The organism is Micromonospora sp. S4605 (genome assembly GCF_003176715.1).
In the GTDB taxonomy this organism is placed as follows: Bacteria; Actinomycetota; Actinomycetes; order Mycobacteriales; family Micromonosporaceae; genus Micromonospora; species Micromonospora echinaurantiaca.
In genome coordinates this window covers 1-24,845 of the sequence record NZ_QGSW01000180.1, presented here as the reverse complement: position 1 = coordinate 24,845, position 24,845 = coordinate 1, and the positions used below count along the sequence as shown (strand labels likewise).

Annotated in this window: 22 protein-coding genes; 6 read left to right on the top strand and 16 right to left on the bottom strand. The window is 74.8% G+C overall.

Annotated features, from left to right (window positions below; translation table 11 throughout):
- Positions 1-7: 7 nt before the first annotated feature.
- A complete protein-coding gene (locus DLJ47_RS14380; RefSeq protein ID WP_233257831.1) occupies positions 8-445 on the top strand; it encodes a DUF1996 domain-containing protein in 438 nt (145 codons plus the stop codon).
- A gap of 392 nt (positions 446-837) precedes the next feature.
- Positions 838-1,197 carry a DUF305 domain-containing protein gene (locus DLJ47_RS14375; RefSeq protein ID WP_109900528.1) on the top strand — a complete coding sequence of 120 codons (360 nt, stop codon included), beginning with the start codon at positions 838-840 and terminating at the stop codon, positions 1,195-1,197.
- 116 nt (positions 1,198-1,313) lie between these two features.
- Here the strand turns inward: DLJ47_RS14375 and DLJ47_RS14370 are convergent, their stop codons facing one another.
- The 15 genes from DLJ47_RS14370 to DLJ47_RS14300 form a co-directional block, all read right to left on the bottom strand.
- The gene (locus DLJ47_RS14370) at positions 1,314-2,135 is read right to left on the bottom strand and encodes an HpcH/HpaI aldolase/citrate lyase family protein (RefSeq protein WP_109900527.1); all 822 of its coding nucleotides are present in this window, start codon (positions 2,133-2,135) and stop codon (positions 1,314-1,316) included.
- Complete coding sequence (locus tag DLJ47_RS14365) at positions 2,135-3,346, bottom strand: CaiB/BaiF CoA transferase family protein (RefSeq protein WP_109900526.1); 1,212 nt, start codon at positions 3,344-3,346, stop codon at positions 2,135-2,137. Before DLJ47_RS14365 ends, DLJ47_RS14370 begins: the two co-directional genes overlap by 1 nt.
- Positions 3,343-5,496 (bottom strand): alpha/beta hydrolase-fold protein, encoded by a 2,154-nt coding sequence (locus tag DLJ47_RS14360; protein WP_109900525.1) that lies wholly within the window; start codon positions 5,494-5,496, stop codon positions 3,343-3,345. Before DLJ47_RS14360 ends, DLJ47_RS14365 begins: the two co-directional genes overlap by 4 nt.
- Positions 5,497-5,500: 4 nt before the next feature.
- Complete coding sequence (locus DLJ47_RS36870; protein ID WP_109900524.1) at positions 5,501-7,450, bottom strand: SUMF1/EgtB/PvdO family nonheme iron enzyme; 1,950 nt, start codon at positions 7,448-7,450, stop codon at positions 5,501-5,503.
- A complete protein-coding gene (locus DLJ47_RS14350; protein ID WP_109900523.1) occupies positions 7,447-8,385 on the bottom strand; it encodes a ribokinase in 939 nt (312 codons plus the stop codon). Before DLJ47_RS14350 ends, DLJ47_RS36870 begins: the two co-directional genes overlap by 4 nt.
- A complete protein-coding gene (locus tag DLJ47_RS14345; protein WP_109900522.1) occupies positions 8,382-9,827 on the bottom strand; it encodes an ADP-ribosylglycohydrolase family protein in 1,446 nt (481 codons plus the stop codon). The genes DLJ47_RS14350 and DLJ47_RS14345 overlap by 4 nt, the downstream gene beginning before the upstream one ends.
- Complete coding sequence (locus tag DLJ47_RS14340; RefSeq protein WP_109900521.1) at positions 9,824-10,990, bottom strand: ADP-ribosylglycohydrolase family protein; 1,167 nt, start codon at positions 10,988-10,990, stop codon at positions 9,824-9,826. The genes DLJ47_RS14345 and DLJ47_RS14340 overlap by 4 nt, the downstream gene beginning before the upstream one ends.
- 2 nt (positions 10,991-10,992) lie before the next feature.
- Positions 10,993-12,285 (bottom strand): ABC transporter substrate-binding protein, encoded by a 1,293-nt coding sequence (locus tag DLJ47_RS14335; RefSeq protein ID WP_109900520.1) that lies wholly within the window; start codon positions 12,283-12,285, stop codon positions 10,993-10,995.
- Positions 12,286-12,320: 35 nt separating this feature from the next.
- On the bottom strand, positions 12,321-13,160 hold the full coding sequence (locus DLJ47_RS14330) for a carbohydrate ABC transporter permease (RefSeq protein WP_199235848.1): 840 nt from the start codon (positions 13,158-13,160) through the stop codon (positions 12,321-12,323).
- A 1-nt stretch (position 13,161) separates the two neighbouring features.
- Entirely contained in the window at positions 13,162-14,097 is a 936-nt protein-coding gene (locus DLJ47_RS14325; RefSeq protein ID WP_233257830.1) for a carbohydrate ABC transporter permease, read from the bottom strand.
- Positions 14,094-15,209, bottom strand: a complete 1,116-nt coding sequence (locus DLJ47_RS14320; protein ID WP_109900558.1) for a LacI family DNA-binding transcriptional regulator — start codon at positions 15,207-15,209, stop codon at positions 14,094-14,096. The genes DLJ47_RS14325 and DLJ47_RS14320 overlap by 4 nt, the downstream gene beginning before the upstream one ends.
- Positions 15,210-15,422: 213 nt before the next feature.
- Positions 15,423-16,076 carry a hypothetical protein gene (locus tag DLJ47_RS14315; RefSeq protein ID WP_109900519.1) on the bottom strand — a complete coding sequence of 218 codons (654 nt, stop codon included), beginning with the start codon at positions 16,074-16,076 and terminating at the stop codon, positions 15,423-15,425.
- A gap of 199 nt (positions 16,077-16,275) precedes the next feature.
- Complete coding sequence (locus tag DLJ47_RS14310; RefSeq protein ID WP_109900518.1) at positions 16,276-17,421, bottom strand: snapalysin family zinc-dependent metalloprotease; 1,146 nt, start codon at positions 17,419-17,421, stop codon at positions 16,276-16,278.
- A 145-nt stretch (positions 17,422-17,566) separates the two neighbouring features.
- A complete protein-coding gene (locus DLJ47_RS14305) occupies positions 17,567-17,986 on the bottom strand; it encodes an NUDIX domain-containing protein (RefSeq protein WP_109900517.1) in 420 nt (139 codons plus the stop codon).
- Positions 17,987-18,006: 20 nt separating this feature from the next.
- Positions 18,007-18,972, bottom strand: a complete 966-nt coding sequence (locus DLJ47_RS14300) for an ArsR/SmtB family transcription factor (RefSeq protein WP_109900557.1) — start codon at positions 18,970-18,972, stop codon at positions 18,007-18,009.
- Positions 18,973-19,073: 101 nt separating this feature from the next.
- Here DLJ47_RS14300 and DLJ47_RS14295 point away from each other — a divergent pair, with 101 nt between their 5' ends.
- From DLJ47_RS14295 to DLJ47_RS14280, 4 genes are all read left to right on the top strand, one after another.
- Complete coding sequence (locus tag DLJ47_RS14295) at positions 19,074-20,348, top strand: MFS transporter (protein ID WP_109900556.1); 1,275 nt, start codon at positions 19,074-19,076, stop codon at positions 20,346-20,348.
- Positions 20,349-20,483: 135 nt separating this feature from the next.
- Positions 20,484-21,065 carry an AMIN-like domain-containing (lipo)protein gene (locus tag DLJ47_RS14290; RefSeq protein ID WP_109900516.1) on the top strand — a complete coding sequence of 194 codons (582 nt, stop codon included), beginning with the start codon at positions 20,484-20,486 and terminating at the stop codon, positions 21,063-21,065.
- Between the two features lie 97 nt (positions 21,066-21,162).
- Entirely contained in the window at positions 21,163-21,843 is a 681-nt protein-coding gene (locus tag DLJ47_RS14285; RefSeq protein ID WP_109900555.1) for a response regulator transcription factor, read from the top strand.
- A gap of 14 nt (positions 21,844-21,857) precedes the next feature.
- Positions 21,858-23,300 carry a sensor histidine kinase gene (locus tag DLJ47_RS14280; protein WP_109900515.1) on the top strand — a complete coding sequence of 481 codons (1,443 nt, stop codon included), beginning with the start codon at positions 21,858-21,860 and terminating at the stop codon, positions 23,298-23,300.
- 5 nt (positions 23,301-23,305) lie between these two features.
- On the opposite strand, the gene DLJ47_RS14275 is transcribed toward DLJ47_RS14280, so the two are convergent.
- Entirely contained in the window at positions 23,306-24,511 is a 1,206-nt protein-coding gene (locus DLJ47_RS14275) for an IS110 family transposase (protein ID WP_109900514.1), read from the bottom strand.
- Positions 24,512-24,845: the final 334 nt, after the last annotated feature.

Sequence of the window (24,845 nt, the reverse complement as noted above, 5' to 3'; positions counted from 1 at the left end):
GTAACGGTTGCGGATCGTCGCCGGCAACGCCCGGGCGACCGGACCGAACGACAGCATCGCCCGCTGGTCCTGCCTGCACGCCGGGCACGTGCCGCCCTCGAAGAACTTCGTCACCTGCCCGGCCGGCACGATGCTGGAGTCGTACCTGGACTTCCCACAGTGCTGGAACGGCCGCGACCTGGACTCCCCCGACCACAAGAGCCACCTGGCGTACCCGGTGAACCAGGCCTGCCCGGCGACCCACCCGGTGCCGGTGCCGAAGCTGCGGCAGGTGCTGCGGTACCCGGTCAACGGTGATCCGGCGCGGCTCCGGCTCGCCTCCGGACCGGGCTACACCATGCACGGCGACTTCTTCAACGCGTGGCCGGTCGAGGAGATGGCCCGCCGGGTCCGGGACTGCATCCGCCCGGTGATCAAGTGCGGGGCGGACGGCCGACCACTCTGACCCACCGTCCAGCCCCGTGGGGAGCGGGCCCGACGGCACCCCGGGTCCGCTCCCCGCCCTGCGGGGAGGAGGCTGGATGCGCCCGGCCGTACCGTCCCTCCTCGTCGCTGTGGCGCTGCTCGTCGCGGGCTGCGCCGGCGACGCCGGACCCTCCGCGGCGGCACCGCGCCCGGCCGCGCCCGGCGGCGGCGCCGCAACGTCCTCCGGCGCCGTCGCGTCAGCCGGCACCACACCGGGCGGCACCGCGCCAGGCGGGCAGCACGCCGGGCGGCGCGGCGGGTGCGTTCAACCCGACCGACGTCGCCTGGCTCCAGCTGCACGTGGCGATGACCGACCGGATGCTCCCGGTGCTCGACGTGGTGCCGGCCGGGACCGGCGACCCGGCCTGGTGACTGCTGGCCGCGCGGCTCGGCACCGCCCACCGCGCCGACCTGGCCCGGTCCCGCCAACTGCTGGCCGACTCGGGCGCGCCGACGACCAACCCGCACGAGGGCCACGACATGCCCGGCATGGTCACCGCCGACGAACTCGCGACGCTCCGGGCCGCCACCGGTGTGCCGTTGCACCGGCTGCTCGCCCGCCACCTGCGCGCGTACCTGACGCAGCTGGCCCGGCTCGCCGCCGCCGAGCACCGCGCGGGCAGCCACCCGGCGACCACCGCCCTCGCCGCCGCGATCGCCCGGCAGAGCCGCTCCGAGCTCGCTCACCTCGACCGGCTCGACCACCCGGCCAGCCCCGGCCCGGCACGGTAGCGACAGCGCTGACGACAACCCGGCCCGGCAGGCGCCGGGCACGCCGGGCGCAACCCGCCCTGATGGTCGAACCGGCGGGCCGAGCACCGCCGCCGGCGCCAGCCGGCTGGCCGTGCTCAGGCGGCGAAACGGGCGGCCAGGTCGACGGTACGGCGGGCCGCCGCCACCATCGCCCGGTCGGCGAACCGGCCGTCCGGCAGCACCACGGTTCCGGAATCCCGGGTCTGCGCCTCGGCCACCGCGGCGAGTAGTTCCTCGGCCCGGGCCACCTCCCGCTCCGCCGGCCGGAACGCCTCGGCGATCACCGGGAGCTGGCGCGGGTGGATGGCCGCTCGACCGAGGAAGCCGAGCCGCCGGCCCCGGGCGCAGGAGGCGGCCAGACCGTCGGCGTCGGCCACGTTCGGGTACACCGACATCGCCGGCGGCGGCAGGCCGGCCGCGCGGGCCGCCACCACGATCCGGCCGCGCGGCCAGGTCAGCCCGTCCTCGTCGGTGACGCCCAGGTCGGAGCGGAGGTCGGCCTCGCCGAGCCCGATCGAGGCCACCGCGGGATGGGCCGTGGCGATGGCGTACGCGGACTCCACGCCGGCGGCCGACTCGACCAGCGGGTGCAGCGGCACGGCCACCCGGGCCGCGAGCGCGGTCACCGTGGCGGCCGACTCCACCTTGGGCAGCCGCAGTCCGGCCAGCCCCGGCCGCTCCGCGACGGCGGCCAGGTCGGCGTCGACGTCCGGGCCGGTCAGCTCGTTGACCCGGACCTGCACCGGCACCGGGTGCTCCCCGGCGAGGAACTCTGCCACCGCGTGCCGGGCGTACGCCTTGCGGCCGGCGACCACCGCGTCCTCCAGGTCGAGGATGACCGCGTCGGCGCCCGAGGCGACCGCCTTGGCGAACCGGTCCGGCCGGTCGCCGGGCACATAGAGCCAGGTGAGCAGCATTAGATCACCCCCTGCGCGCGCAGCTCGGCCAGCTCGGCGTCACCCAGGCCGAGGGCCCGCAGCACCGCGTCGGTGTCCTGGCCGTGCCGCCGCCCGGCGTGCCGGATCTCCCCCGGCGTGCCGGAGAGCCGGAACGGCACGTTCTGCATCCGCACCTCGCCCAACTCCTCGTCGGGCACCGTGCGGACGGTGCCCAGCGCCGCGTACTGCGGGTCGGCGAGGATGTCCCGAACGTCGTAGACCGGGGCCACCGCCGCCTGCGCCGCCTCGAATGCGGCCACCACCTCGTCCCGGTCCCGCTTCGCGACCCAGGCGCCCACGGCCGCGTCCAGTTCGTCGGCGTGCGCGGCCCGGCCGCTGCCGGTGGCGAACCACGGCTCGTCCACCAGCTCGGGGCGGCCGACCAGGCGCAGCACCCGCTCGGCGATGCTCTGCGCGCTGGTGGAGACGGCCACCCAGCGCCCGTCGGCGCAGCGGTACGTGTTGCGCGGGGCGTTGTTGTTGGACCGGTTGCCCAGCCGCGGCTGGACGTAGCCGAGCTGGTCGTACCAGGTGATCTGCGGGCCGAGCATCGCCATGATCGGCTCGATGATGGCCAGGTCGACCACCTGCCCGGCGCCGGTGAGGTCCCGGCCGCGCAGCGCCAGCATCACCGCGTAGGCGGCGGCCAGCGCGGTCACCGAGTCGGCCAGTCCGAACGGCGGCAGGGTCGGCGGCCCGTCCGGTTCGCCGGTGGCGGCGGCGAAGCCGCTCATCGCCTCGGCCAGGGTGCCGAAGCCGGGTCGCCGGGCGTACGGGCCGACCTGGCCGAAACCGCTGATCCGGGCGATCACCAGCCGGGGGTTGACCGCGTGCAGCTCGGCCGGGCCGAGGCCCCACCGCTCCAGGGTGCCGGGGCGGAAGTTCTCCACCAGCACGTCGGCGTCGGCGAGCAGCCGGCGCAGCAGTTCGGCGCCGCGCGGGTCGGCGAGGTTCAGGGTGACCGTGCGCTTGTTGCGCCCGAGCACCTTCCACCAGAGCCCGACGCCGTCCTTGGCCGGGCCGTGCCCGCGCGACGGGTCGGGCTTGGCCGGGTGCTCCACCTTGACCACGTCGGCGCCGAAGTCGCCGAGGAACGCCGCGGCGAGCGGCCCGGCGAAGAGGGTGGCCAGGTCGACCACCTTCACCCCGGCGAGCGGTCCGCTCCGGTCCGGTCCGGCGGCGCTGGTCACGGCGTTCCCTTCGTCGGGTCGACGGTGGCCAGGAAGACGTCCCCGTTGCCGAGCGCCCCGCCCGGCACCGCCCCGGCGGTGAGGCCGCTGACCAGCAGCCGGCCGTCGGCGCCGAGGGTGGCGTAGACGTTCTCCTCGCCGAAGGCGTCGGCGGCGTCGTCGCGGGCCGTGCCGTACTGGGCGGCGCCGAGCTGCCGGCCGCGCGAGTCCAGCCGCAGGGTCAGCACGTCCGCGCCGCCGACCGGCACGCCGAGGCCGCTGCCGGTGAAGCCGACCACGGCCACCGCCCCGTCGGGCAGCGCCACCACGTCGGCGCCACCGTCGGCGCCGGGTCCGCCGGTCACCGTCCGCCACCGCTGCCGGCCGGCCGCCGTGTACGCCACGGTCAGCACGTCGGTGCCGCCGGCGGTGGCCTCGCCGCCGACCGAGCCGGTGGCCACCACCGTGCCGGTCGAGCTGACCGCGACCCCGCCGAGCAGGTCGTCGCCCGCCCCACCGACCGACGTCGCCCAGCTGCGGGTGCCGGTGTGATCGAACCGGGCCAGCCAGCCGTCGGTGCCGCCGAGCGCGGTGGTGCCGGGCAGGCCGGCCGTGGTGCTGCCGGCCACGTACACGCCGTCGGCGTCGGCCGCCACCGCGTACGCCTTGTCCTCGCCGGCGCCGCCGACCTGGCGGCTCCAGGCGACCGATCCGTCCGGGGCGATCCGGGCCAGCACCGCGTCCTTGTCGCCGGCCGAAGCCGACCCGTCGAACGAGCCGCTGGTGTAGCCGGCGACGTAGGCGCCGCCGTCCGGGGCGGCGGCGACGGCGTAGAACCGGTCCGCCTTGGCCGGGTCGCCGGTCTGGGTCAGCCAGGCCCGCTGCCCGGTGGCGGTCAGCCGGGTCACGAACCCGTCGTCGGCGGGGCTGCCGGGGTGCCGGCCGTCGAGGTCGCCGCGGGTGTAGCCGGCCGCGACCACGCCGCCGTCGGCGAGCGGCACCACCCCGTAGAGCCGGTCGTTGGCCGGGGTGCCGAACTGGGTCGTCCACCGGGTGCCGGTGCCGTCGAGGCGGCTCACCACGGCGTCCAGCCCGCCCGCGTACGGCTGGCCGGCGACCGGGCCGGAGGCCGCGTACCCGAGGGTGGTGGCGCCGTCCGGGTGGGCGGCGACGCCGCCGGCCCAGTCGGTGCCCGGGCTGCCGTACGCCGGGCCGGGCAGCCCGGCCGGCGGGGTGACGCTCAGCGTGCCGGCGAGGTGCTTCAGCCCGGCCACGAAGGCCGGCCGCCAGACGTCCCAGTCGTGCCCTCCGTCGAGCACCCGGAACTCGGCGGCCACCCCGTCGGCGCGGCGCACCGTGTTGTAGAGGGTGGCCGCCTCGTAGTCCAGGTCGTGCACGGCGTCCGCCGGGTCCGGGTTGGCCCACTCGTCGTCGCCGACCGCGACGTACATCCGCACCGGGGACTCCGGGTCCAGCCCGGGCAGCAGCGCCGGGTAGTTCAGCCGCTGGTAGACCTCGTCGGAGAAGCGCTGCTCGCCGGAGCCGAAGGCGCCGAACTCGCGGGCCGACGAGTCGGCCGGCGGCAGCGGCCGGTACACCGCCGGGCTGAGCACCAGCGCGTTGGCGAACAGGTCGGGGTGGGCCAGCGCGTAGCGCAGCGCGCCCGCGCCGCCCATCGAGTAGCCGCCGACCAGCCGGGCGCCCCGGTGCGCGGCGGTGCGGTAGGTGGCGTCGACGTGCGTCACCAGGTTCCGGGTGAGGGCGGTCTCCACCGGCCGGCCCGGGTCGTCCGCGCCGGTGTACGCGGAGTCGACGTACCAGTTGCCCCGGCTGCTCCACGGCGCGTCGGGCAGCACGGCGATCACCGGCGGCACCTCCCCGTCGGCGATCAGCCGGTCCAGGTCGGCCTTCACCCGGGTCCACGCCGCCATGGTGTCGCCCCGGCCGTGCAGCAGGTACAGCACCGGGTAGCGGATGTCGCCGGCGGCGTCGTAGCCGTGCGGGAGGTAGACGGTGTAGTCGATGTCGCCGCCCAGCGCCGGTGACGGCGCCGTGGCGGTGGTCAGCGTGCCCGCGCGGAGCCGCTCCGCGGCGGCCGGCGCCGCGCCGGCCAGCCCGAGCGCGAGGAGCACGGCGGCCACGCCGCCGCCGATCCGCCAGCGTCTGCTCATCAGGTCACTCCTGTCCGGTCGAGAGGTCCGCGGCGCAGCGGAAGCCGACCTGCTCGGAGCGGGTCAGCCCGGCGCCGGTCAGCAGCAGCTTCACCGACACGTCCGGCGGCTGCGGGCCGCCGTCGAAGTACCAGTCCGAGCCCTCCGCGCGGTACGCGGCGCCGCCCTTGACGATGACGAACCGGGTCCGCCCGTCGGAGTGCTCGCTCTCGGTCAGGTTCCACACCAGCGGCTCCCGGCGGCGCAGCAGTCCCGCCTTGGCGGCCACCTGCCACTCGTCCTCGGTGGGCAGCCGCAGCCCGGCCCAGGCCGCGTACGCCCGGGCGTCGGCCAGGTCGACCCCGGTGACCGGGGCGTCGGCCGGCCCCTGCCCGGCGGTGAACCGCTCGGGGCGCGCCGGCCGGTAGCCGGTGGCGCGCAGGAACTCGGCGTACTGGCCGTGGGTGACCTCGTCGGTGGCGATGGCGAACCGGCCGAGCTGGACGTTGCGGCGCAGCGTGCCGGTGTGGTGCAGCCGCGGCGGCAGCGGCTTCCACTCGTCCACGTACGGGGTTTCCCCGTACAGCCCGGTCTCCCGCACCCGGTAGCGCACCAGCAGCTCCCGCCGGCCACCGTCAACGGCGACCATGCCCTCGGGCAGCTCGGCGCGCGGCGCCCACGGCGTGCGGGTCCGCACCGCGGCCCGGGCCGGGAAGGACGGGTCGCCGGCCGGGGCGGGGTGGGCCGGCACGGGCGCGTCGGTGGCGACCACCGCGGCGATCGCGCCGCCCGGCAGCGGGCCACCCACCGCCACCCGACCGTCCGGGGTCGGGGTGGCGGTCAGGTCGGCGCCGGTGACCAGGTCGACGAAGCGCCGGCCGGGACGCGGCTCGGTGACCAGCCACGGCCCGTCGTGGTCGCCGCCGCGGTTGGCCACCGTCCACAGCGGTACGCCCTGGTGCGTCCAGCGGGACGCGTACACCTGGCCGGTGCCCGGGTGGTCGGCGAGCGGGACCCAGTCCTCGGCGCGCAACCACGCGGCGTGGCTGGCCTGCACCCGGCGCATCGCCCGCAGCACCGCCCGGTCGCGGTCGTTCCAGCCGACCCAGACCCCGAAGACGCTCTCCCACACCAGCACCCCGACGCCGTTGAGCCAGGCGGAGTGCAGCTCGTCGAGGTGGTCGCGGTGCCAGCGGCGGGTGTGGTGCAGCACGTGCCGCCGCTCGAACCACTTGGCCCGCAGCACCCCGGGCACCGGCGAGTCGGCGAACCACTGCGCCCAGGACATCGCGTGGTCGGCGATCCGGGCCAGCGGCACCCGGCTCTCCCCTTCCAGCACCATCCCGGGCCGGACGGCGTCCAGCTCGCGGCGCAGCTCGTCGGCGCCCTCCTTGAGGGTGTCCAGGAAGATCCCGTCGACGCCGAGCTTGCCGGCCAGCGCCGCGACCTCCTGCGCGTCGGTGCCGCCCTCCCGCCGGGTGCCGGTGTCCCAGGGGTTGTAGTCGACGAACACCCGCACCCCGCGGGCCTGGAAGGCGCGCACCACCTCGGGCAGCTCGGGCACGTCGCGGTACCAGTCGAACTGGTTGCGCTCGTCCAGCCCGATGACCGGGTACGCGTGCCAGAGCACCACGCCGTCGAAGCCGCCGAAGTCCCGGTCGGCCGCGTCGAGGAAGTCCTCGACGGTGAACACGCCGCGCTCGTGGTCGTAGAGCGTCTCGTCCCAGAGCCAGGCCAGGCACACGCTGAAGCAGTCGAGCGGGATCTCGTCGTAGTGCGCGCCGGTGTAGCCGAGCCGCGCCCGCGCGTCGGCGCGCCAGCGGGTGAGCTGGTCACGCCAGGTCGGCCAGTCCGCCGGGTCGTCCGGGGCGGCGAAGATCTTCGCCTCGTCCAGCGTGGTCAGGTCGGCGTCCCCGGCGAGCGGCACCTCGGTGGGCCGGTCGATCGGGCGCGGCACGTACGGGTTGAAACTCACGGGATCCCCCGGTATGTCGCGGTGTACAGAGCCTCGATGGCGGCCCGCTCGGGCAGCGCGGTCGACGCGCCGGGGCGCTGGGCGCAGGCGGCACCGGCGGCGCACGCCCAGCGCAGGATCGCGGTGACCGCGTCGGCGTCGACCGCGCCACCGCGTTCGGCCCAGCCGACGGCCAGCGCCCCGGTGAACGCGTCACCGGCGGCGGTGGTGTCCACCGCGTCGATGCGCGGCGCCGGAATCTCCAGCCGCACCCCGCCCCGGTCGGCGTACGCGGCGCCCCGCGCGCCGAGGGTCAGCACCACCCGCGGCACCAGCTCCAGCAGGGCGTCCAGCAGCGCCGGCGGCTCGTCGGCGAAGACCCCGGCGACGACCGCCGCCTCGTGTTCGTTGACCACCAGCACGTCGACCAGGTCGAGCAGCTCCGCCGGCAGCGGCGCGGCCGGCGCGGCGTTGAGCACCACGGTGGTGCCCTCGGCGCGGGCCAGCCCGGCGGCCGCGATCACGGTCGGCAGCGGCACCTCCAACTGGAGCAGCAGCACGTCGGCGGTGGCGATGGCGGCCCGGTCGTCGTCGTCCAGGTCGGTGAGTTCGCCGTTGGCGCCGGGGGCGACCACTATGAAGTTCTCCGCGTCGCGGTCGACCGCGATCAGCGCGACCCCGGACGGGCCGGGGACGGTGCGCAGGCCACGCACGTCCACGCCCGCCGCGACCAGGCTCGCCCGCAGCTGCGCGCCGAACTCGTCGTCGCCGACCGCACCGACGAAGCCGCAGGCCGCGCCGGCCCGGGCGGCGGCGACCGCCTGGTTGGCGCCCTTGCCGCCGGGCACGGTGCGGAAGTTCTCGCCGAGCACCGTCTCGCCGGGGCGGGGCAGCTGCGGCGCGGTCACCACCAGGTCGAGGTTGGTGCTGCCCACCACGACCACCTCGGCGGTCATCGCACACCTCCCGCCGCGCCCGTAGCCGAGCCGACGCCCGAACCCGGGACGACGCCCGAAGCCGGGCCAGCGGCCGAACCCGGATCGGCGGGCGCGGCCGGGGGCGGTCCGGCGAGCGCGGCGGTCCGGGTGGCCAGCTCGTCGAAGCCGATCCCGTCGAAACCGGCGATGCTGCTGGCCAGCCGGTTGCGCAGCGGGGCCACCCAGCGCTCCGGCAGCCCGGACGCCCCGGCGAGCGCACCGGTGACCGCGCCGACCGTGGCGCCGGTCGAGTCGGTGTCCCAACCCCCGCTGACCACCGCGCAGATGGACCGCTCCAGATCCCCCCGCCCGTACGCCAGCGCCGCCGCGACCAGCGCGGCGTTGTTACGGACGTGCACCCAGTGCAGGTGGCCGTGCCGGGCGTACAGCTCGTCCAGCACCGTCTCCCAGTCGTCGGTGGACGCGCCCAGCGTCCGCGCCTCGCGCACGGTCGCGGCGAACCGGCTGCCCGGCGGCAGCACCGCCTCGCCGGCGTCGAGCACCTCGTCCACGCCGGTGGCGACCGTCGCGGCGGCCGCCATCGCCGCCACCCAGACCGCCCCGTACGCGCCGGCGCGGACGTGGCTGACCGTGGCGTCGCGCCAGGCCAGCTCGGCGGCCCGGTCGGGGCGGCCGGGGTTGACCCAGCCGTACACGTCGGTGCGGATCTGCGCGCCGATCCACTCCCGGAACGGGTTGTGCCGCCGCGCGGTCGCCGGCGGCGCCAGCCCGAGCAGCAGGTTGCGGTAGGCGACCCGCTCGGCGGTGAAGACCCGCCCGCCGGGCAGCCAGTCCAGCCACGCCTGCGCCACGTCGGCGCTGGTGAAGTCCCGCCCGTGGGTCTCCAGCACGCGCAGCGCGAGCAGCGCGAAGTTCAGGTCGTCGTCCTCGGGCATGCCGGCGATGTTCTCGGCCAGGCTGGTCGGCGCGCTGCGCCGGTTCCACGGCCAGCGGGCGGCCACCTCGGCGGGCAGCCCGCGCGCGGTGAACCAGTCGCGCAGCGGCCACCGGCCGGTGGCGACGAGGATCTCCCGGATCCCGTGGCGGGGGATCTTCTCCACCGGCTTGCCGAGCAGGCAGCCCGCCGCCCGGCCCAGCCAGGCGCCGTGCAGCCGGTCGTACGCCACCGTGGTCGGCAGCGACCAGGTCGCCGGCCAGGTCGCCCGCAGGGCCGCCAGGTCGTCCGGCTCGTCGGCGGCGGCCGGGGCGGGCAGCGCGTCGGCGGCGTCCAGCAGCTCGACGGCGAGCGCCCGCAGCGCCGGTGACGCCGGGGCCGGCGAGGCCCCGCTGACCGGCGGGGTGAGGTCCCCGCCGGCCGCCGCCCACCGCTCGGCGAGCGGGCCGACGTCGCGGCCCTCGTCCCGGCTGGCCGCCAGTTCGTGCGGCAGCAGGTCCTCCGGCTGCACCCAGGTGATCCTCACCGGGTCGGCTCCCCACCCTGCGCTGACTCGCCGGTCAGCCCGGCGAAGCGTTCGGCCCGCTGGGTGAACCGGGCACGGTCGCGCTCGAAGACCTGGGTGGCCACCGCCGCGAGGACGCGGGCCGGCTCCACCAGGTCGGTCCGGGAGGCGGTGCCGACCGCGTCGGACCACTCGGCCGGCACCGCCGCCGCGCCGCCGAGCGCACCGGCGATCGCGCCGGCCATGGTGGCGGTGGAGTCGGCGTCCCGGCCGTAGTTCACCGCGCCGAGCACCGCCGGGCGGAACTCGCCGCCGGCCACCACCAGCATGCCGATGGCCACCGGAAGTTCCTCGATGGCGTGCAGCCGGCTGGGCCGGCGGGCGCCGAGCCCCGGGCTGCGGTACTCCTCCCCCACCGTGTCGTAGGGCGCCACCGCGGCCCGCAGCGCGGGGATCGCGGCCTTCCAGTCGTGGTGGCCCCGGGCCTCCTTGACGACCGCGTCGATCGCCGACCGGGTGCCGTCGCGGGCCAGGTCCAGGGCCGCGGTGACCACGTCCTCGACGCCCGCGCCGGGGGCCGCGGCGGCGGCGACCGCGGCGGCGAAGACCGCCGCGGCCTCCCGCCCGTAGCTGTGCTGGTGCGCCCCGGCGATCTCCACCGCCTCGGCGTACGCCCCGGCCGGGTCGCCCGCGTTGACGATCCCGACCGGGGCCATGTACATGGCCGCGCCGCAGTTGACGATGTTGCCGACGCCCGCCTCGCGCGGATCGGCGTGCGCGTGGTGCAGGCGGGTGACCAGCCACCGCTCGGCGGCCGCGAGCCGGTGGAAGGTCACCCCCTCGCGCTCCAGGTCCGGGATGTACACCACCCGCTCGATCAGGTCGGGGACGAGCAGCTCCACCACGTCGTACGCGTCGAGGTGGTCCCGCTTGGCCGCGTACGCCCGCACCAGCGCGTGGGTCATCAACGTGTCGTCGGTGATGTGCCCGTCGCCCTTGTGGTACGGCGCCAGTGGCCGCGCGGTGGCCCAGTCGGCGTGGTACGGGGGCACGATGCCCTCCACCCAGCCGCCGAAGCGGGCCCGGATCTGCTCCGGTAGTGCCGTCTCGGTGGCCCCGCCGAGGGCATCGCCCACGGCGGCGCCGACCAGACATCCGACCGACTTGTCGAGCAAGAGTGCCATCGTTACCTCAGAACCTGCTTGCCCCCGTCGACCAGCTGCGTGCCGAGCTGGTCCAGGGTGATCTTGTTGGCGAAGTACTGCTGCAGGGCCGGGGTGGCGTACTTGGTCTTCCACTCCGGGTACCCGTCGGCCATCTGGAACGGCGCGACGGTCAGGTCGGCCGCGCTGTCCGCGGCGACGTCCCAGCCCTGCTTGCCGCCGGTCAGCTTGACCAGCTCCTCGTTGGCCTGCTTGCCGGTGGGCACCAGCCAGTCACCCTTGGCCAGCGCGGCCATGTTGGTCGGGTTGAGGAAGTACTCCAGGAACTGCGCGGCCTGCTTCTTGGCCTTGGAGTCCTCGGCGATGGACAGCGTCTGCGGGTTCGCGGCCTGCTTGCTGGACAGCCCCTTGACCGGCGGCAGGGTCACCCACTCGAAGCCGGCCGGCGCCTGCTCGACCATCTGCTGACGCAGCGACACCGAGCCGGGCAGCATGGCGTACTTGCCGCCGAAGAAGCCGGGCAGGGTGTCCGCGCCGCTCATCCCGAGCGCCTCCGGGGAGGCCGACTTCGTCGTGTAGATCATGTCGTGGATCCGCTTCGGGACCTCCTTCTCCGCGTCGCCGACCTTGACCTCGGTCTTGCCGCCGTCGGTGTAGAAGAACTTCCCGTCGAAGTTGAGCGCCAGGTTCAGCACCCGGTTGGTCGGCGACTTCAGCGCCCACGCCACGCCGTACTGGCCGGGCTTGGTGAGCTTCTGCGCGTTGGCCTGGAACTCGTCCCAGGTCCAGCCACCGTCGGCCGGCGGTACCGCGACGCCGGCGGCGTCGAGCAGCTTCTTGTTGGCGATGACGACCTGCGACTCCAGCAGGAACGGCACGCCGGTGACCTTGCCGTCGTAGGTGACGGTGTCCCAGACGCCCTGGTCGATCTGGCCCTTCAGGTCGTCGGAGATCAGCCCGGACAGGTCGGTCAGGTAGCCCTGCTTGCTGAACTCACCGATCGCCGACGCCTCGTAGTGCACGATGTCCGGCGCGTCGCCGCCCTCGAACGAGGTGACCAGCTGGTCGTGGATCGAGTTCCAGTCACCCTGGACGTACTCGACCTGGATGTCCGGGTGCTCGGCGTTCCACTTGGCGACCAGGTCCTTGTTGGCCTGCAGCGACTCCTTCTGCCAGGCCAGGCTGAGGAAGCGCAGCTTGACCGGGCCGGATGTGGTCTCGTCGTCGCCGCCGTCGCCGCACGCGGTGAGCGCGCCGACGCCGACGACCGCGACCGCGGCGGCCGCGGCCAGTCGACGGAATCTGCTACGGAGCATGGGGGAATACCTCCTCGGTGGTGGATGGGGGTGGGTCAGCCCTTGACCGCGCCGGCGAGCGACCCGGACGAGAGCCGGCGTTGCATGAACGCGAAGAAGATCAGGCTGGGCAGGGTGGCCAGCAGCGAACCGGCCGCCAGCGGGCCCAGGCGGGCGGTGCCCTCGATGCCGACGAACCGGGCCAGCGCCACCGGCAGGGTGGCCAGCTCGGGCGTCTTGACCAGCACCAGGGCGAAGAAGAACTCGTTCCAGGCGGAGATGAACGAGAACAGCGCGGTGGCCACCACGCCGGGGGCGAGCAGCGGCAAGACCACCCGGCGCAGCACCTGCACCCGGCTGGCGCCGTCGACGGAGGCCGCCTCCTCCAGTTCGCGGGGGATGTTGCGGACGAAGCCCTGCAGCATCCAGAGCGCGAACGGCAGCGCCCACACCACGTAGATCAGCACCAGGCCGGCGTGCGTGTTGGCCAGCCCGACCTGCCGCAGCACCAGGAAGATCGGGATGATCAGCAGGACGAACGGGAAGAGCTGGGAGAGCAGCACCCAGCCCAGGGCCACGGTGCCGAGCTTCGAGCGGAACCGGGCCAGGGCGTACGAGGCGGGCAGCGCGACCAGCACGGTGAGCACCGACGAGGCGAGCGAGACCTGGAGGCTGTTCAGCGCCGCCCGGCCCAGCTCCTGCTCGGTGAAGGCCTGCACGAAGTTCTGCACCGTCGGGTTGTTCGGGATCAGCGTCGGGTGCAGCTGCACCAGTTCCCGGGGCGGCTTGAACGCCGTCGAGACCAGCCAGACCAGCGGGAACCCGAGGAAGATCAGGTAACCGGCGAGCGCCAGGTACTGCAGCGTCCGCCCGGTACGGCTCGACTTTCCGATCACGTCAGTTCGCCTCCCTCAGCCGGCGACGCAGGTAGACGGCGAGCAGCGCCACGATGATCACGACCATCACGTTGCCGAGCGCGGCGGCGTAGCCGTAGTTGCCGTAGCGGAACGCCTCCTCGTACGCGAAGAGCATCGGCAGCATCGTCTTGCCGCCCGGCCCGCCCGCGGTGAGCACGTAGACCAGCCCGAACGAGTTGAAGTTCCAGATGAAGTCCAGCGAGGTGATCGCCACGATCACCGGGGTCAGCGCGGGCAGTGTGACGTGCCGGAACCGGTGCCAGGCGCTGGCCCCGTCCACCGCGGCCGCCTCGTGCAGTTCGCGGGCCACTCCCTGCAGGCCGGCCAGCAGCACCACGGTGGTCTGCGGCATGCCCGCCCAGACGCCGACCAGGATCACGGCGGGCAGCGCGGTGCTGAAGTCGCCGAGCCAGTTGGTGCGCAGGCCGTCCGCGCCGACCCGGTGGAAGAACTCGTTCAGCAGGCCGGCGTCCGGGTGGTAGACCAGCTTCCACAGGATGCCGACCACGACCGGGGGCATCGCCCACGGCACCACGGCCAGCACCCGGGCCACGCCCCGGAAGCGCAACTGCTGGTTCAGCAGCAGCGCCAGGCCGAGGGCGAGCAGGAACTGCAGCACGGTCACCCCGAACGCCCAGAGCAGACCGATCTTGAACGAGTTCCAGAACAGCTCGTCGCCGAGCAGTTCGCGGTAGTTCGCCAGCCCGGTGAAGCTGACCTCGACGTTGCGCCCGGCCCGGGCGTCGGTGAAGCCCAGGTACATGCCGCGCAGCAGGGGGAAGACCGACAGCACCAGGATCGGCAGCAGCGACGGGAGCAGCAGCAGGTAGATCATGGTGCGGTCGGAGCGGGACCGGCCGCCCCGACCGGGCTTTCCGGCCCGGTCGACGTCCGGCCGCTCGGCCAACGTGGTCACCGGTTCACCTCCTCGTTCGCTACCGCGGGACTGGCTGGCTCACTGCCCGCCGGCACCGCCGCAGCGGCGGCCCGAGGGCCCGGCACGGCGGCCCGGCTGGAGGCGCGGACCGCGAGGCTGGGCGGCACCTGCTCGCGTCGGGGCGGCAGCGCCGGGTCGGCGATCCGGGAGAGCAGCAGCTCGGCGGCCCGGCGACCGCGTTCGGCCGAGCCGAGCGAGACGCTGGACAGCTGCGGGAACATCATCTGGGCCAGCTCGGTGTCGTCCATGCCGACCACTGCCACGTCCTCGGGCACCCGGCGCCCGGCGGCCAGCAGCGCGTGCAGCGCGCCGACCGCGATCAGGTCGTTGGCGCAGATCAGCGCGTCCGGGTGGGCCCGGGCGAGCAGCCGCTCGGCGGCGGCGCGGCCGGCCGCGTACTGGAAGTCGCCGACCTCGACCAGGCGCTCGTCGAGGTCGATGTCGTGCTCGGCCAGGGCGGCCCGGAAACCGGCGTCGCGGGCGGCGCCGGGGACGGTGTCCAGCGGGCCGTTGACGAACCCGATCCGGCGGCGGCCGGTGGCGACCAGGTGCTCCACCGCCAGCGCGACGCCCCGCCGCGAGTCGGTACGCACGTTGTCCACCGGCGCGTCGGCGCCGAGCTGGCCGATCACCACCACCGGCACCGGGCTGTCCACCAGGGCGGCGAGATGGTCGTCGGTGACCCGGATCGGCGAGAGGATCATGCCGTCGACGTAGCGGTTGGCCAGCCGCCGCAGCAGCGCTGTCTCGTTGTCGATCCGCCCGCCGGTGGCGTGCACCAGCAGTTGCCGCCCGGACGCGGCGACCACCGCCTCGATGGCCCGCATCATCGCCACGTACACCGGGTTGCCGATGTCCTCGACGGCGAGCGCGAGCAGGCCGGTGCGCTGGGACTGCAGGGAGCGGGCGATGGCGTTGGGCACGTAGCCGACCTCGGCGGCCGCGGCCCGCACCTTGCGGATGGTCTCCGGGCTGCCGCCGACGCCGTTGAGCACGCGCGAGGCGGAGGCGATGGAGACGCCGGCGCGGGCGGCGACCGTGTGGACGGTGGGCCGGCCGTCGGTCGACTCCTGTAAACGTTTACGACCCACGCCCGGCACCTCCACCTGTTTGCTGTAAACGTTTCCGGGAGTCTGCGCCGTGCTGCGCGCCAAGGTCAAGGGCTCGTTACGAAAACGTTTCCAACCGGGTGCCACGACAGCACCGACCGGCAGGTCGGCGCGGTGGGGGTGTCGACGCGGCGCCGACCGCCACCCCGCAACCTGGGATTCGGGGCTGGCGGATGCCGCCCGGTGGCACGGGGCTCAGGAGCCCCGGTTGCGCTCCTGGGCGAGCCGCTCGTCGAGCCGGCCCAACTCGTAGATGGCGTTCAAATTGGTGGGCAGCCGGGTCACGTTGTCCTCGACCGGCCCGGGCTCGGGCTCCGGTCCAGCGGCCGGCGCGGCGGGCACGGCGGCTGCGGCTGGCGCGACCCGGGGTCGGCCGCGACGCAGCAGCAACACCACCGGCACCGCCAGGGCACCGATCGCCATGCCGAGCACCATCCACTGGAGCCGGTCGTCGTCGGCCGGCACGGCGGGGCCCGCCAGCGGTGCCGGATCGTCGACCGTGGCGCTGCGCCCGTCCGGCCCGGGTAGCACGCCCTCCCGGCCACCCGGCCCCTGGCCGGCCCGCCCGGGCACCGGCACGCCGGGCGCCCCGGGGGCCGGCGCGGCGGCCGACGACGACGGGACGGCCGGCGCGGGCGTCGGCACGGCGGGGGCGGAGCCGCTCGGGGCGGGCGAGCCGCTCGGCGGCGGCGTGGTGCCACCGTCACCGCCGCCCAGCAGGCCGTCGACGACGTCACCGACGCCGCCGAGCAGCCCACCGACCAACCCGCCGGAACTCGACGACGACGGCGCGGGCGTCGGCGCGGGGGCCAGGGCGAGGGTCAGGGCGAGCGCGGCGACGGCAGGCATGGTTCACCTCGGAAGGGGTCGATATGTGAGCACCGTACCGCACTCCGCGTGTCCGTCGGGTGACGGCCCACAGCCGCCGGCCGGCGCGCACGGTCACGGGGGACGCCGCCGGCGGCGTCCCCCGTGGCGGGCGGAGCGATCAGGACGGCAGGCCGCCGACCTGGGTGTTGATCCACGACCGGATGGACGGCAGGTCGCCCTAGATCGAGGGGCCGGTGGCGCAGACCGAGTTGTTGTTGCCGGACCGGCTGGTGGCGCCGATCAGGTTCCACACCCCGTTGATCCGGCGCACCTGCGGACCGCCGGAGTCGCCGTAGCAGGCGCCGGAGTTGCCGTTGGTGTTGTTCGTGCAGATCTCGTACGGGCCGTTGATGCCGATGCAGCGGCTGTCCGACACGATCGAGGTGTCCAGCTCGTTCGCCACCGTCGGGGCGCCGCCGCAGCCGCGGGTCGGGCAGGTCTGGCCCCAGCCGATGATCCGGGTGGCCGTGCCGACCGCACCCGAGGTGGTCGGGATGGGCGCCGGCGCGTAGCTGACCGAGCTGGCCAGTTGCAGCAGCTTGACGTCGATCGTCGGGTGGTTGACCGCCCGGGCCACCCGGACCACCGTCCCGCCGCTGGTGCGGTTGACGCTGCCCACCCGCACCGAGGAGGGTGTCGAGCAGTGCCGGGCGGTGACCGCCCAGTTGGCCTTGATCAGGGTGCCGGTGCAGCCGGAGACGTAGACCATCCACGGGTAGTTCTCGGTGGCCGGCCGGCCGCCGACCACCAGCGGCGCCACGTCACCGTCGGCGTCCGCGCCGTCGGTCCAGGTGTACGTCCCGGCGACGGTGGCCGTCGACGCGGCCAGACCGCCGGCGAAGAGCTGGTTGACCCGGCTGGCCTCGGCCGAGCTGGGGTAGGCGTTGCGGCAGGAGACCGGGGCGCTGCTGCCGGACATCAGGTCGGAGCAGAGGCCGGTACGCCGGTCCGGCAGGCCGAGGATGTGGCCCAGCTCGTGGCTGGCGATGCGGGTGCGGTCGTAGCCCTGGTTGACCGCCGTCCAGCCCATCCAGATCCGGCCCGAACCCAGGCCGGTGACCTGCGCCCGGGGCCAGCCGCTGTCGACGTAGATGGTGACGTTGCCCGGCGTACGGGGCACCAGCTGGACGTTGCTGACCCGGCTGTTCCAGATCTGCGCGGCCTGGTCGAAGTTGGTGCGGAACTCACCGGCCCGGCTCGCGTCGTAGTAGACGGTGCGGGCCGCGGCGGACGCGGTCGTGCCGCTGGCCACCTGGACCCCGGCCGCGGCCAGCACGGCCGTCAGCACGGCGCCCGCGGCGCGCAGCAGTTGTCGTCGGAACATCACGCACTCCCTGTGTTCACGGCGGCAGCACCGCCGAACATCGATGTACGTGAATGTTAGATGGACCGCCGTCGATGTCCGCCATAACGGAACCGTCATACCGAGCGGCGCGCGACCCCCACCCAGGGCGGCCCCGCCGGCCCGGTCAGGGCAACGGATCGGGCAGCATGGCCAGGGTCGCCGGCAGCTGCGAGTGCAGCGGCGTGGGCAGCGCGTCGCGGGTGAACCAGCCCAGCCGGTCGAACTTGTGCGGCTCGCCGATCGCCACCGTCGCCGGGTCGACCCGGACCGCGAAGACCACCGCCACCCAGTGCGACGGCGGGTCGGCCCGCAGCACGTTGCGCACCCCGAGCAGGGTGACCGCCAACGGTGTCGTCGAATACTCCTCGGCGACCTCCCGGCCGACCGCCGCCTCGAACGTCTCGCCGAACTCCAGCGCGCCCGCGCCGGTGTCCCAGGTGCCCGGTTCGTCGCGCGCCCCGGCCGCGCGCCGGGCCAGCAGCAGCCGGCCCGCGCCGTCGTGGCAGACGAACACGCAGGAGACCTGCGGCGTACGCCCGGTCATGGTCGTTCTCCCGTCCGAGGTCACGGTGCGGCGGCAACCAGCGCCTCGGCCGCGGTCGTCCGGGCGTAGAGCACGAAACGGCCGGCGCGGTGGGCGCCCACCAGACCCGCCGCGCGCAGCGCACCGAGGTGTGCCGACACCGTACCCGGGGTCAACCCGCACCGGTCGGCCAGTTCCGTGGTCGAGGTCGGCACCGCCAACTCGTGCAGCAGCGCGGCCCGGGTCCGGCCGAGCACCCGGGCCAGCCCGCGACCGTGCGGACCCGCGTCCCGCTCCCAGAGCGTGGCGACCGCGCGGGCCGGGTAGCGCAGCACCGGCTGGCCCGGCGAGCCGAAGTTGGACCAGACCCGTGGACCGCAGAAGACCGACGGCACCAGCAGCAGCCCCCGCCCGTCGAGCCGCACCGCGCCGGAGACCACCAGGTGGTCGACGTGCAGCGTGTCGCCCTCCAGGCGGACGTACGGGTCGAGGTGGTTGAGCAGGCCGGCCACCCCGTCGCCTGCCATCCGCTGCGCGCCGAGCAGCACCTCCCGCTCCAGCAGCGTGCGCATCCGCGGCCAGTACGGCCCGATCGCCGCGTCGGCGTACGCCCGCACCGCCTCGGCCAGCCGGGCCAGCCCGGCGGGCGGGTCGTCGGACAGCTCCACCAGCCGCCCCGACCGCGGCGCGGCGCCCAGCTCGGCCCGGACGGCTTCGGCCGGGGTGGCGGCGAGGGTGGCCAGCTCCACGTCGAGCGTCGGCTGGGAGGTCGACGGGGGCGGGCAGAGGAAGCTCGGCACCACCCCGGTCAGCACCGGCACCAGGTCGGCGAGGAGCCGCCAGTCCACCCCGGCCAGTCGCGGCCGGGCCCGCTCGGCCCAGGGCAGGTGCTCCGGGAACCGGTGCGGTTGCCGGATGACCCGGACGCTGGCGACCGCCTCCCACAGCGGCGACACCGCGAACCGGGTGGTCGCCAGGTCGCGCGCGGCCAACCCGACCAGCATCATCGGCGCCTCCGTCGGCAGGGCGGAGCCGGCCAGCGGCCCCGTGGATTTGGCGAGGACCAAATCTATCGCCCACGGCGCGGGTCGTCGGCACGGTGATGGGCATGCTCACCGCTCCTCCCGCACCGTCCGCCGGCCGGCACCGGACCGGCCGCTGGCCCCGCTCGTTCCGGCTGCTCTACGCCGCCGCGCTCGTCCACGACCTCGGCTTCCACGTCGGCCAGTTGGCCGTACCCGTGCTCGCCGTCGCGCTGCTGGCGGCCACCCCCGGCCAGGTGGGGCTGCTCGGCGCGCTGAGCACCGCCGCGTTCCTGCTGATCGGCCTGCCGGCCGGCGTCTGGGTCGACCGGTTGCCCCGGCGCACCGTGCTGGTCAGCGCGGACCTGGCCCGGGCCGCGCTGGTGGGTTCCGTGCCGGTGGCCTGGTGGGCCGGCTGGCTGAGCATCGAGCAGCTCTACCTGGTGGTCCTGCTGACCGGCGTCGGCACGGTCTTCGCCGACGTCGCCGCGCAGAGCTACCTGCCCGAGCTGGTCGGCCGGGAACGCCTGGTCGCGGCGAACTCGCTGCTGATGGGCACCAGCGCGACCCTGCAGATCGCCGGACGCGGGCTCGGCGGGCTGGCCGTGCAGGCGCTCACCGCCCCGGTCGCGATCGTGGTGGACGCGGTCGCCTTCGCGCTCTCCGCGGTGATCCTGCGACGGATCCCGGCCGGCCCGCCCCGCGAAGCCTCCCGGCAGCCGGCCGGCGGCTTCGGCCGGCAGCTCGGCGCGGGCGTCCGGCACGTGTTCGGCAACCCGCTGCTGCGCCCGCTCGCCGTCTCGACGGCGGGCATCAACCTGACCATGCAGCTGACCACCACGATGCTCCCGGTGGTGTTCCTCCGCGAGCTGGGCCTGGGTGCCGCCGCCCTCGGCCTGTTCCTCGGCGCGGGCGGGGTCGGCGCACTGCTCGGCGCGCTCACCGCCCGACCGCTGGCCGAGCGGATCGGCCACGGCCGGGCGCTGTGGCTGCCCGGCCTGCTCGTCGCCCCGCTCGGCGGGCTGGTCCCGCTGATCGACGGCGGGGCGATGCTCTGGCTGGCCGGCGTCGGGTGGCTGGCCCTGGCCTGGCGGACCGGGGTGGGCAACGTCATCGGGGTGAGCCTGCGCCAGGGCAGCACCCCGGACCGGCTGCTCGGGCGGATGAACGCGACCTTCCGGTTCCTGCTCACCGGGGCGCTGACCGTCGGCGCGGTCGTCGCCGGCCTGCTCGGCCAGTACGCCGACGTGCGCACCTCGCTGGTCGTCGGCGCCGTCGCCAACGGCCTGACCTGGCTGCCGGTCTACGGCTCGCCGCTGCGCACGCTGCGCCGGCCGCCGGAGTCCGACCCGAACGCCTGACCCGGCACCTGTTACCCCGGCGTTACGCCACGGCGAAGTCGTTGTGGCGGACCGGACCGACGGTGGACGCCGAGGCCACCGGCGACGAGGCCGACCGAGGTGGCTCGAACGGGAACGACCCGGAGGGGGAAGACGATGAGGATCAGGAGCGCGCTCACGGCGCTGGTGGTCGTGCTCGGCGGGCTGGTCGCCGGCGCGGGCACCGGCACCGCGGCGACCACCACCACCGCGGCGGCGACCGGGTCGCCGTACTGCGGGATCACCTGGGGCAGCGGGGCGAAGTCGGCCGGCACGCTGAGCACCGCCCCGCTGGTCGAGGTACGCACCGGCCGGCACGACTGCTACGACCGGGTGGTGTTCGAGTTCGCCGGTGCGGTGACCGGCTACACGGTCACCTACGGCGAGACCTGGACCGAGGGCGAGGGGCTGCCGCTGTCGCCGTACACCGCCGGGGACGAGCTGCTGCGGGTCTCCCTGCAGGCCCCGGCGTACGACGACGAGCACCTGGCCACCGTGCCGTACCGGGTCGGCGAGCACGCGGCGAACGTGCTGCGCTACCGGACCCTGCGGGACGTGGTCTTCGGGGGCAGCTTCGAGGGCTACACCACGTTCGCCGTCGGCGTGCGGGCCCGGCTGCCGTTCCGGGTGTTCGTGCTCAGCGGCCCCGGCACGCACAGCCGGATCGTGCTCGACGTCGCCCACCAGTGGCAGCAGTGAGCAAGCCGCACGGTGGAGGGCCCGGCGCCGCCCGGGCCCTCCACACCGTCCGTTGTGGCAGGTCGGCGGCGCCTCGCGGCGGGACTAGTCTCGGATGATGGAGGGCCACGTACTGGTGGTCGAGGACGACGCCTCCATCCGGGAGGTCACCGCCCTGGGGCTGCGCCGTGCCGGTTTCCGGGTCAGCACCGCCGTCGACGGCCGGGAGGCACTCGCGGCGTGGCGGGCCCGGCCGGTCGACCTGATCGTGCTCGACGTCATGCTCCCCGGCCTGGACGGCTTCGAGGTGTGCCGGGAGATCCGGCGCACCAGCCAGGTGCCCGTGCTGATGCTGACCGCCCGCACCGACACCATCGACGTGGTGGTCGGCCTGGAGTCCGGCGCCGACGACTACCTGCGCAAGCCGTTCGACCTGCCGGAGCTGGTGGCCCGGGTCCGCTCGGTGCTGCGCCGGGCCACCGCGCCGGCCGCGCCCGAGGTGTTCACCGTCGGCGGGCTGGAGATCGACCCGGCCAGCTTCATCGCCCGCAAGGACGGCCGGGACCTGCCGCTGACCGCCACCGAGTTCCGGCTGCTGCTGGAGCTGGCCCGCCGGCCGGGGCAGGTCTTCACCCGGGAGCTGCTGCTGGAACGGGTGTGGAACCACAGCTACCTCGGCGACAGCCGGCTGGTCGACGTGGCGGTGCAGCGGCTGCGGGCCAAGGTCGAGGACGACCCGGCCCACCCCCGACTGGTCCGCACCGTGCGCGGCGCCGGCTACAAACTCTCCACGGCGTGAGGGAGGAGGCAGCGATGGCCAGCGACGCCGTCGCACCGGGCCGCCTGCGGCGCCGCCTGATGATCGCGTTCGTACTGGTCGCCGGGGTCTCCGCCGGCGTGCTCGCGAGCGGCTCCTACCTGCTGCTGCGGCAGGCCCGCCTGGACGGGTCGCTGCACCAGGCCGCCGCCGACGCCCGCTACCAACTGGTGCTCGCCGGGCAGTTCCTGCCGCTGACCGACCAGCGCCGCGCCGACCTGCTGACCAGCTTCGAGAGCAGCGGCCGGCACGTGGTGCTGGTGGCCGGCGAGGCGCAGCCGTCCAACCCGGCGTACGCGCCGACGCTCGGGACGCAGCTGCGGGCCACCGTCGCGGCCGGCCAGCTCGGCTACGAACGTTCCGCGCCCGACACCCGACCCCGGCTGCTGGTGGTCGGCGGCCGGATCCCCGGCTCCACCGCCGAGCTGTACGTGGTCACCGTCGAGGACGCGGTCGTCGCCGACCTCGACCAGCTCCGCACCGCGCTGCTGGCCGGCTGGGTGCTGGTGGTGCTGCTCGCCGCCGGGGTGGGGCACGGCCTGGCCCGCCGCACCCTGGAACCGGTGGGCCGGGCCAGCCGCGCCGCCCGGGCCATCACCGAGGGGCTGCTCGCCACCCGGCTGCCGGTACGCGGCCGCGACGAGTTCAGCGCCTGGGCCGCCTCGTTCAACGAGATGGCCGAGGCGCTGGAGTCGAAGATCGAGGCGCTGTCCCGCGCCCAGGCCCGGGAGCGGCGGTTCACCGCCGACGTCGCGCACGAACTGCGTACCCCGGTGACCGCCCTGGTGGCCGCAGCCTCGCTGCTGCGCGACCACCTGGACCAGCTGCCGGGCGACGCCCGGCGCGCGGCCGAACTGCTGGTCACCGACGTGGTCCGGCTACGCCGGCTGGTGGAGGACCTGATGGAGATCTCCCGCCTCGACGCCGGCCAGGAGCCGGTCGCCGTCCGCCCGGTCGACCCGCCCGCCCTGCTCGACGCGATCGTGGCCGCACGCGGCTGGCGGGACCGGGTCACCGTCGACGCCGAACCGGCCGAGCTGCGCACCGACCCGCGACGGCTGGAACGGGTGCTGGCCAACCTGATCGCCAACGCGGTCGAGCACGGCGGCGGCGAGATCCGGGCCGCCGTCCGGCCGGACGGGCCGCTGGTCGTCTTCGAGGTCACCGACCAGGGGCCGGGCATCCCCGCCGAGCATCTGCCCCGGCTCTTCGACCGGTTCTACAAGGTCGACCCGGCCCGCTCCGGCCGGGGCAGCGGACTCGGGCTGGCCATCGCCCGGGAGAACGCCCGGCTGCTCGGCGGCCGGCTGTCCGTACACAGTGAACCCGGCCGCGGCACCCGGTTCCGGCTGGAACTGCCCGCCGCCGACCCGGTACCGCCCCGCGACCCCGCCGACGCCGGCACGCGGCCGGCGCCGCAGCCCGGAGGATCTCAATGACCGTTTCAAGCGGTAGCGGTGGCTGGTGTCGGCGCGGTCCAGGGTTTGTTGTCGCGCAGCATGGCCCACAGCACGTCGACCAGGCGCCGAGCGAGGGCGATCATGGCTTTGGTGTGACGTTGCCGTTCGGCGCGTTTGCGCTGGTAGAACGTCCGGGATGGTCCTTCGCGTTTCAGGCTGGAAAACGCTGCCATGTAGAAGACGTGGCGCAGCCGGCGGTGGTAGCGGCGGGGCCGGTGCAGCACACCGCTGCGTTTGCCGGAGTCGTTCGGGACGGGGGCCAGGCCGGCGTAGGTAGCCAGCCGGGCTGCACTACCGAACGCGGCCAGGTCACCGCCAGTGGCGGTGATGAACTCCGCGCCCAGGATCGGACCCATGCCTGGCATGCTCTCGATGACGGCTGCCTGTGGGTGCTGCCTGAACCGGGCCGTGATGTCCTTGTCGATGTCCTTGATCTCACGGTCGAGGTCAAGCAGCTTGCGGGCCTGGCGGCGCACGAGCTCGGCGGTGATCGTCTCGCCGGGCAGGGCCAGGGTCTGGGCCGCCGCCGCCTCGGTTGCCTTGGCGACCATGCCGGTAGCGGTGTTGCGCCGTACGCCCTTGCTGATCATGTAAGCGACCAGGGTCTCGGTGCCGGCCTCGCGGACCGCCGCCGGGGTGCAGTACCCGGCGACCAGGGTCAGCGCAGCGCGGGTGGAGTAGTCGAGGGCTTGTTCCAACCGGGGAAAGATCGCGGTCAGCAGGTCACGCAGCCGGTTGACACCGCGTACCCAGTCGGCCATCAGGTCGGTGCGGTGCCCGACCAGCCGCGACAGCTGCACAACGAGGTCATTGGGCGTGCGCAGCTGGGTCAGGTCCCGGCGCAGCCGGGCCGTCTCAGCGATCACCCGCGCATCACGGGCGTCGGTCTTGGCCTCGCCGGCGAACGCACCGCTCATCCGGTTGACGACTTGACCAGGCACGTAGATCACCTGTCGTTCGGTGGCGACCAGCACCGCCAGCAACAACACGGCAGCAGCCGAGGTCAGATCCACCGCCCACCGCACCTCACCAGCAGTGCCCTCAGCACGCTCGACCAGAGCCTCGATCGCGGCCTGATCGTTGCGGACATTCACCGACCACAGCAGACGACCGTCACGGTCGACGGCCGCGGCATGGTGCGTCTGTTTGCCTGCGTCGATACCCACCCAGGCGACCGGCACCCTGCTCACGCAGCTGTTCCTCCTGTTCAAGGCCGGACTCCCCACGGACGCACCTGCCGACATACCCCTAGAAAGCGATCACGTCGCACACGTCTCAATCAGCGGCTTGGGCGTCCAGCGCAGTGGGGCGGCCTTCCTCCGAGAGCCATCCAGTCGGCAGTACCCGATCAGCCATACCTCACCGCTCTGGGCATCCAGGGCAACCCATCCCCAGACCGCTACGACCCTAGGGGTACCGCGATGACCCGCCCCCCGACCCGGCACCCGGCCGGCCAGCAGCGCGGTGCGGAGCTGGTCGAGGTCGGCGACGACCGCGTCCTCGACGGTGACCACGTACAGCTCG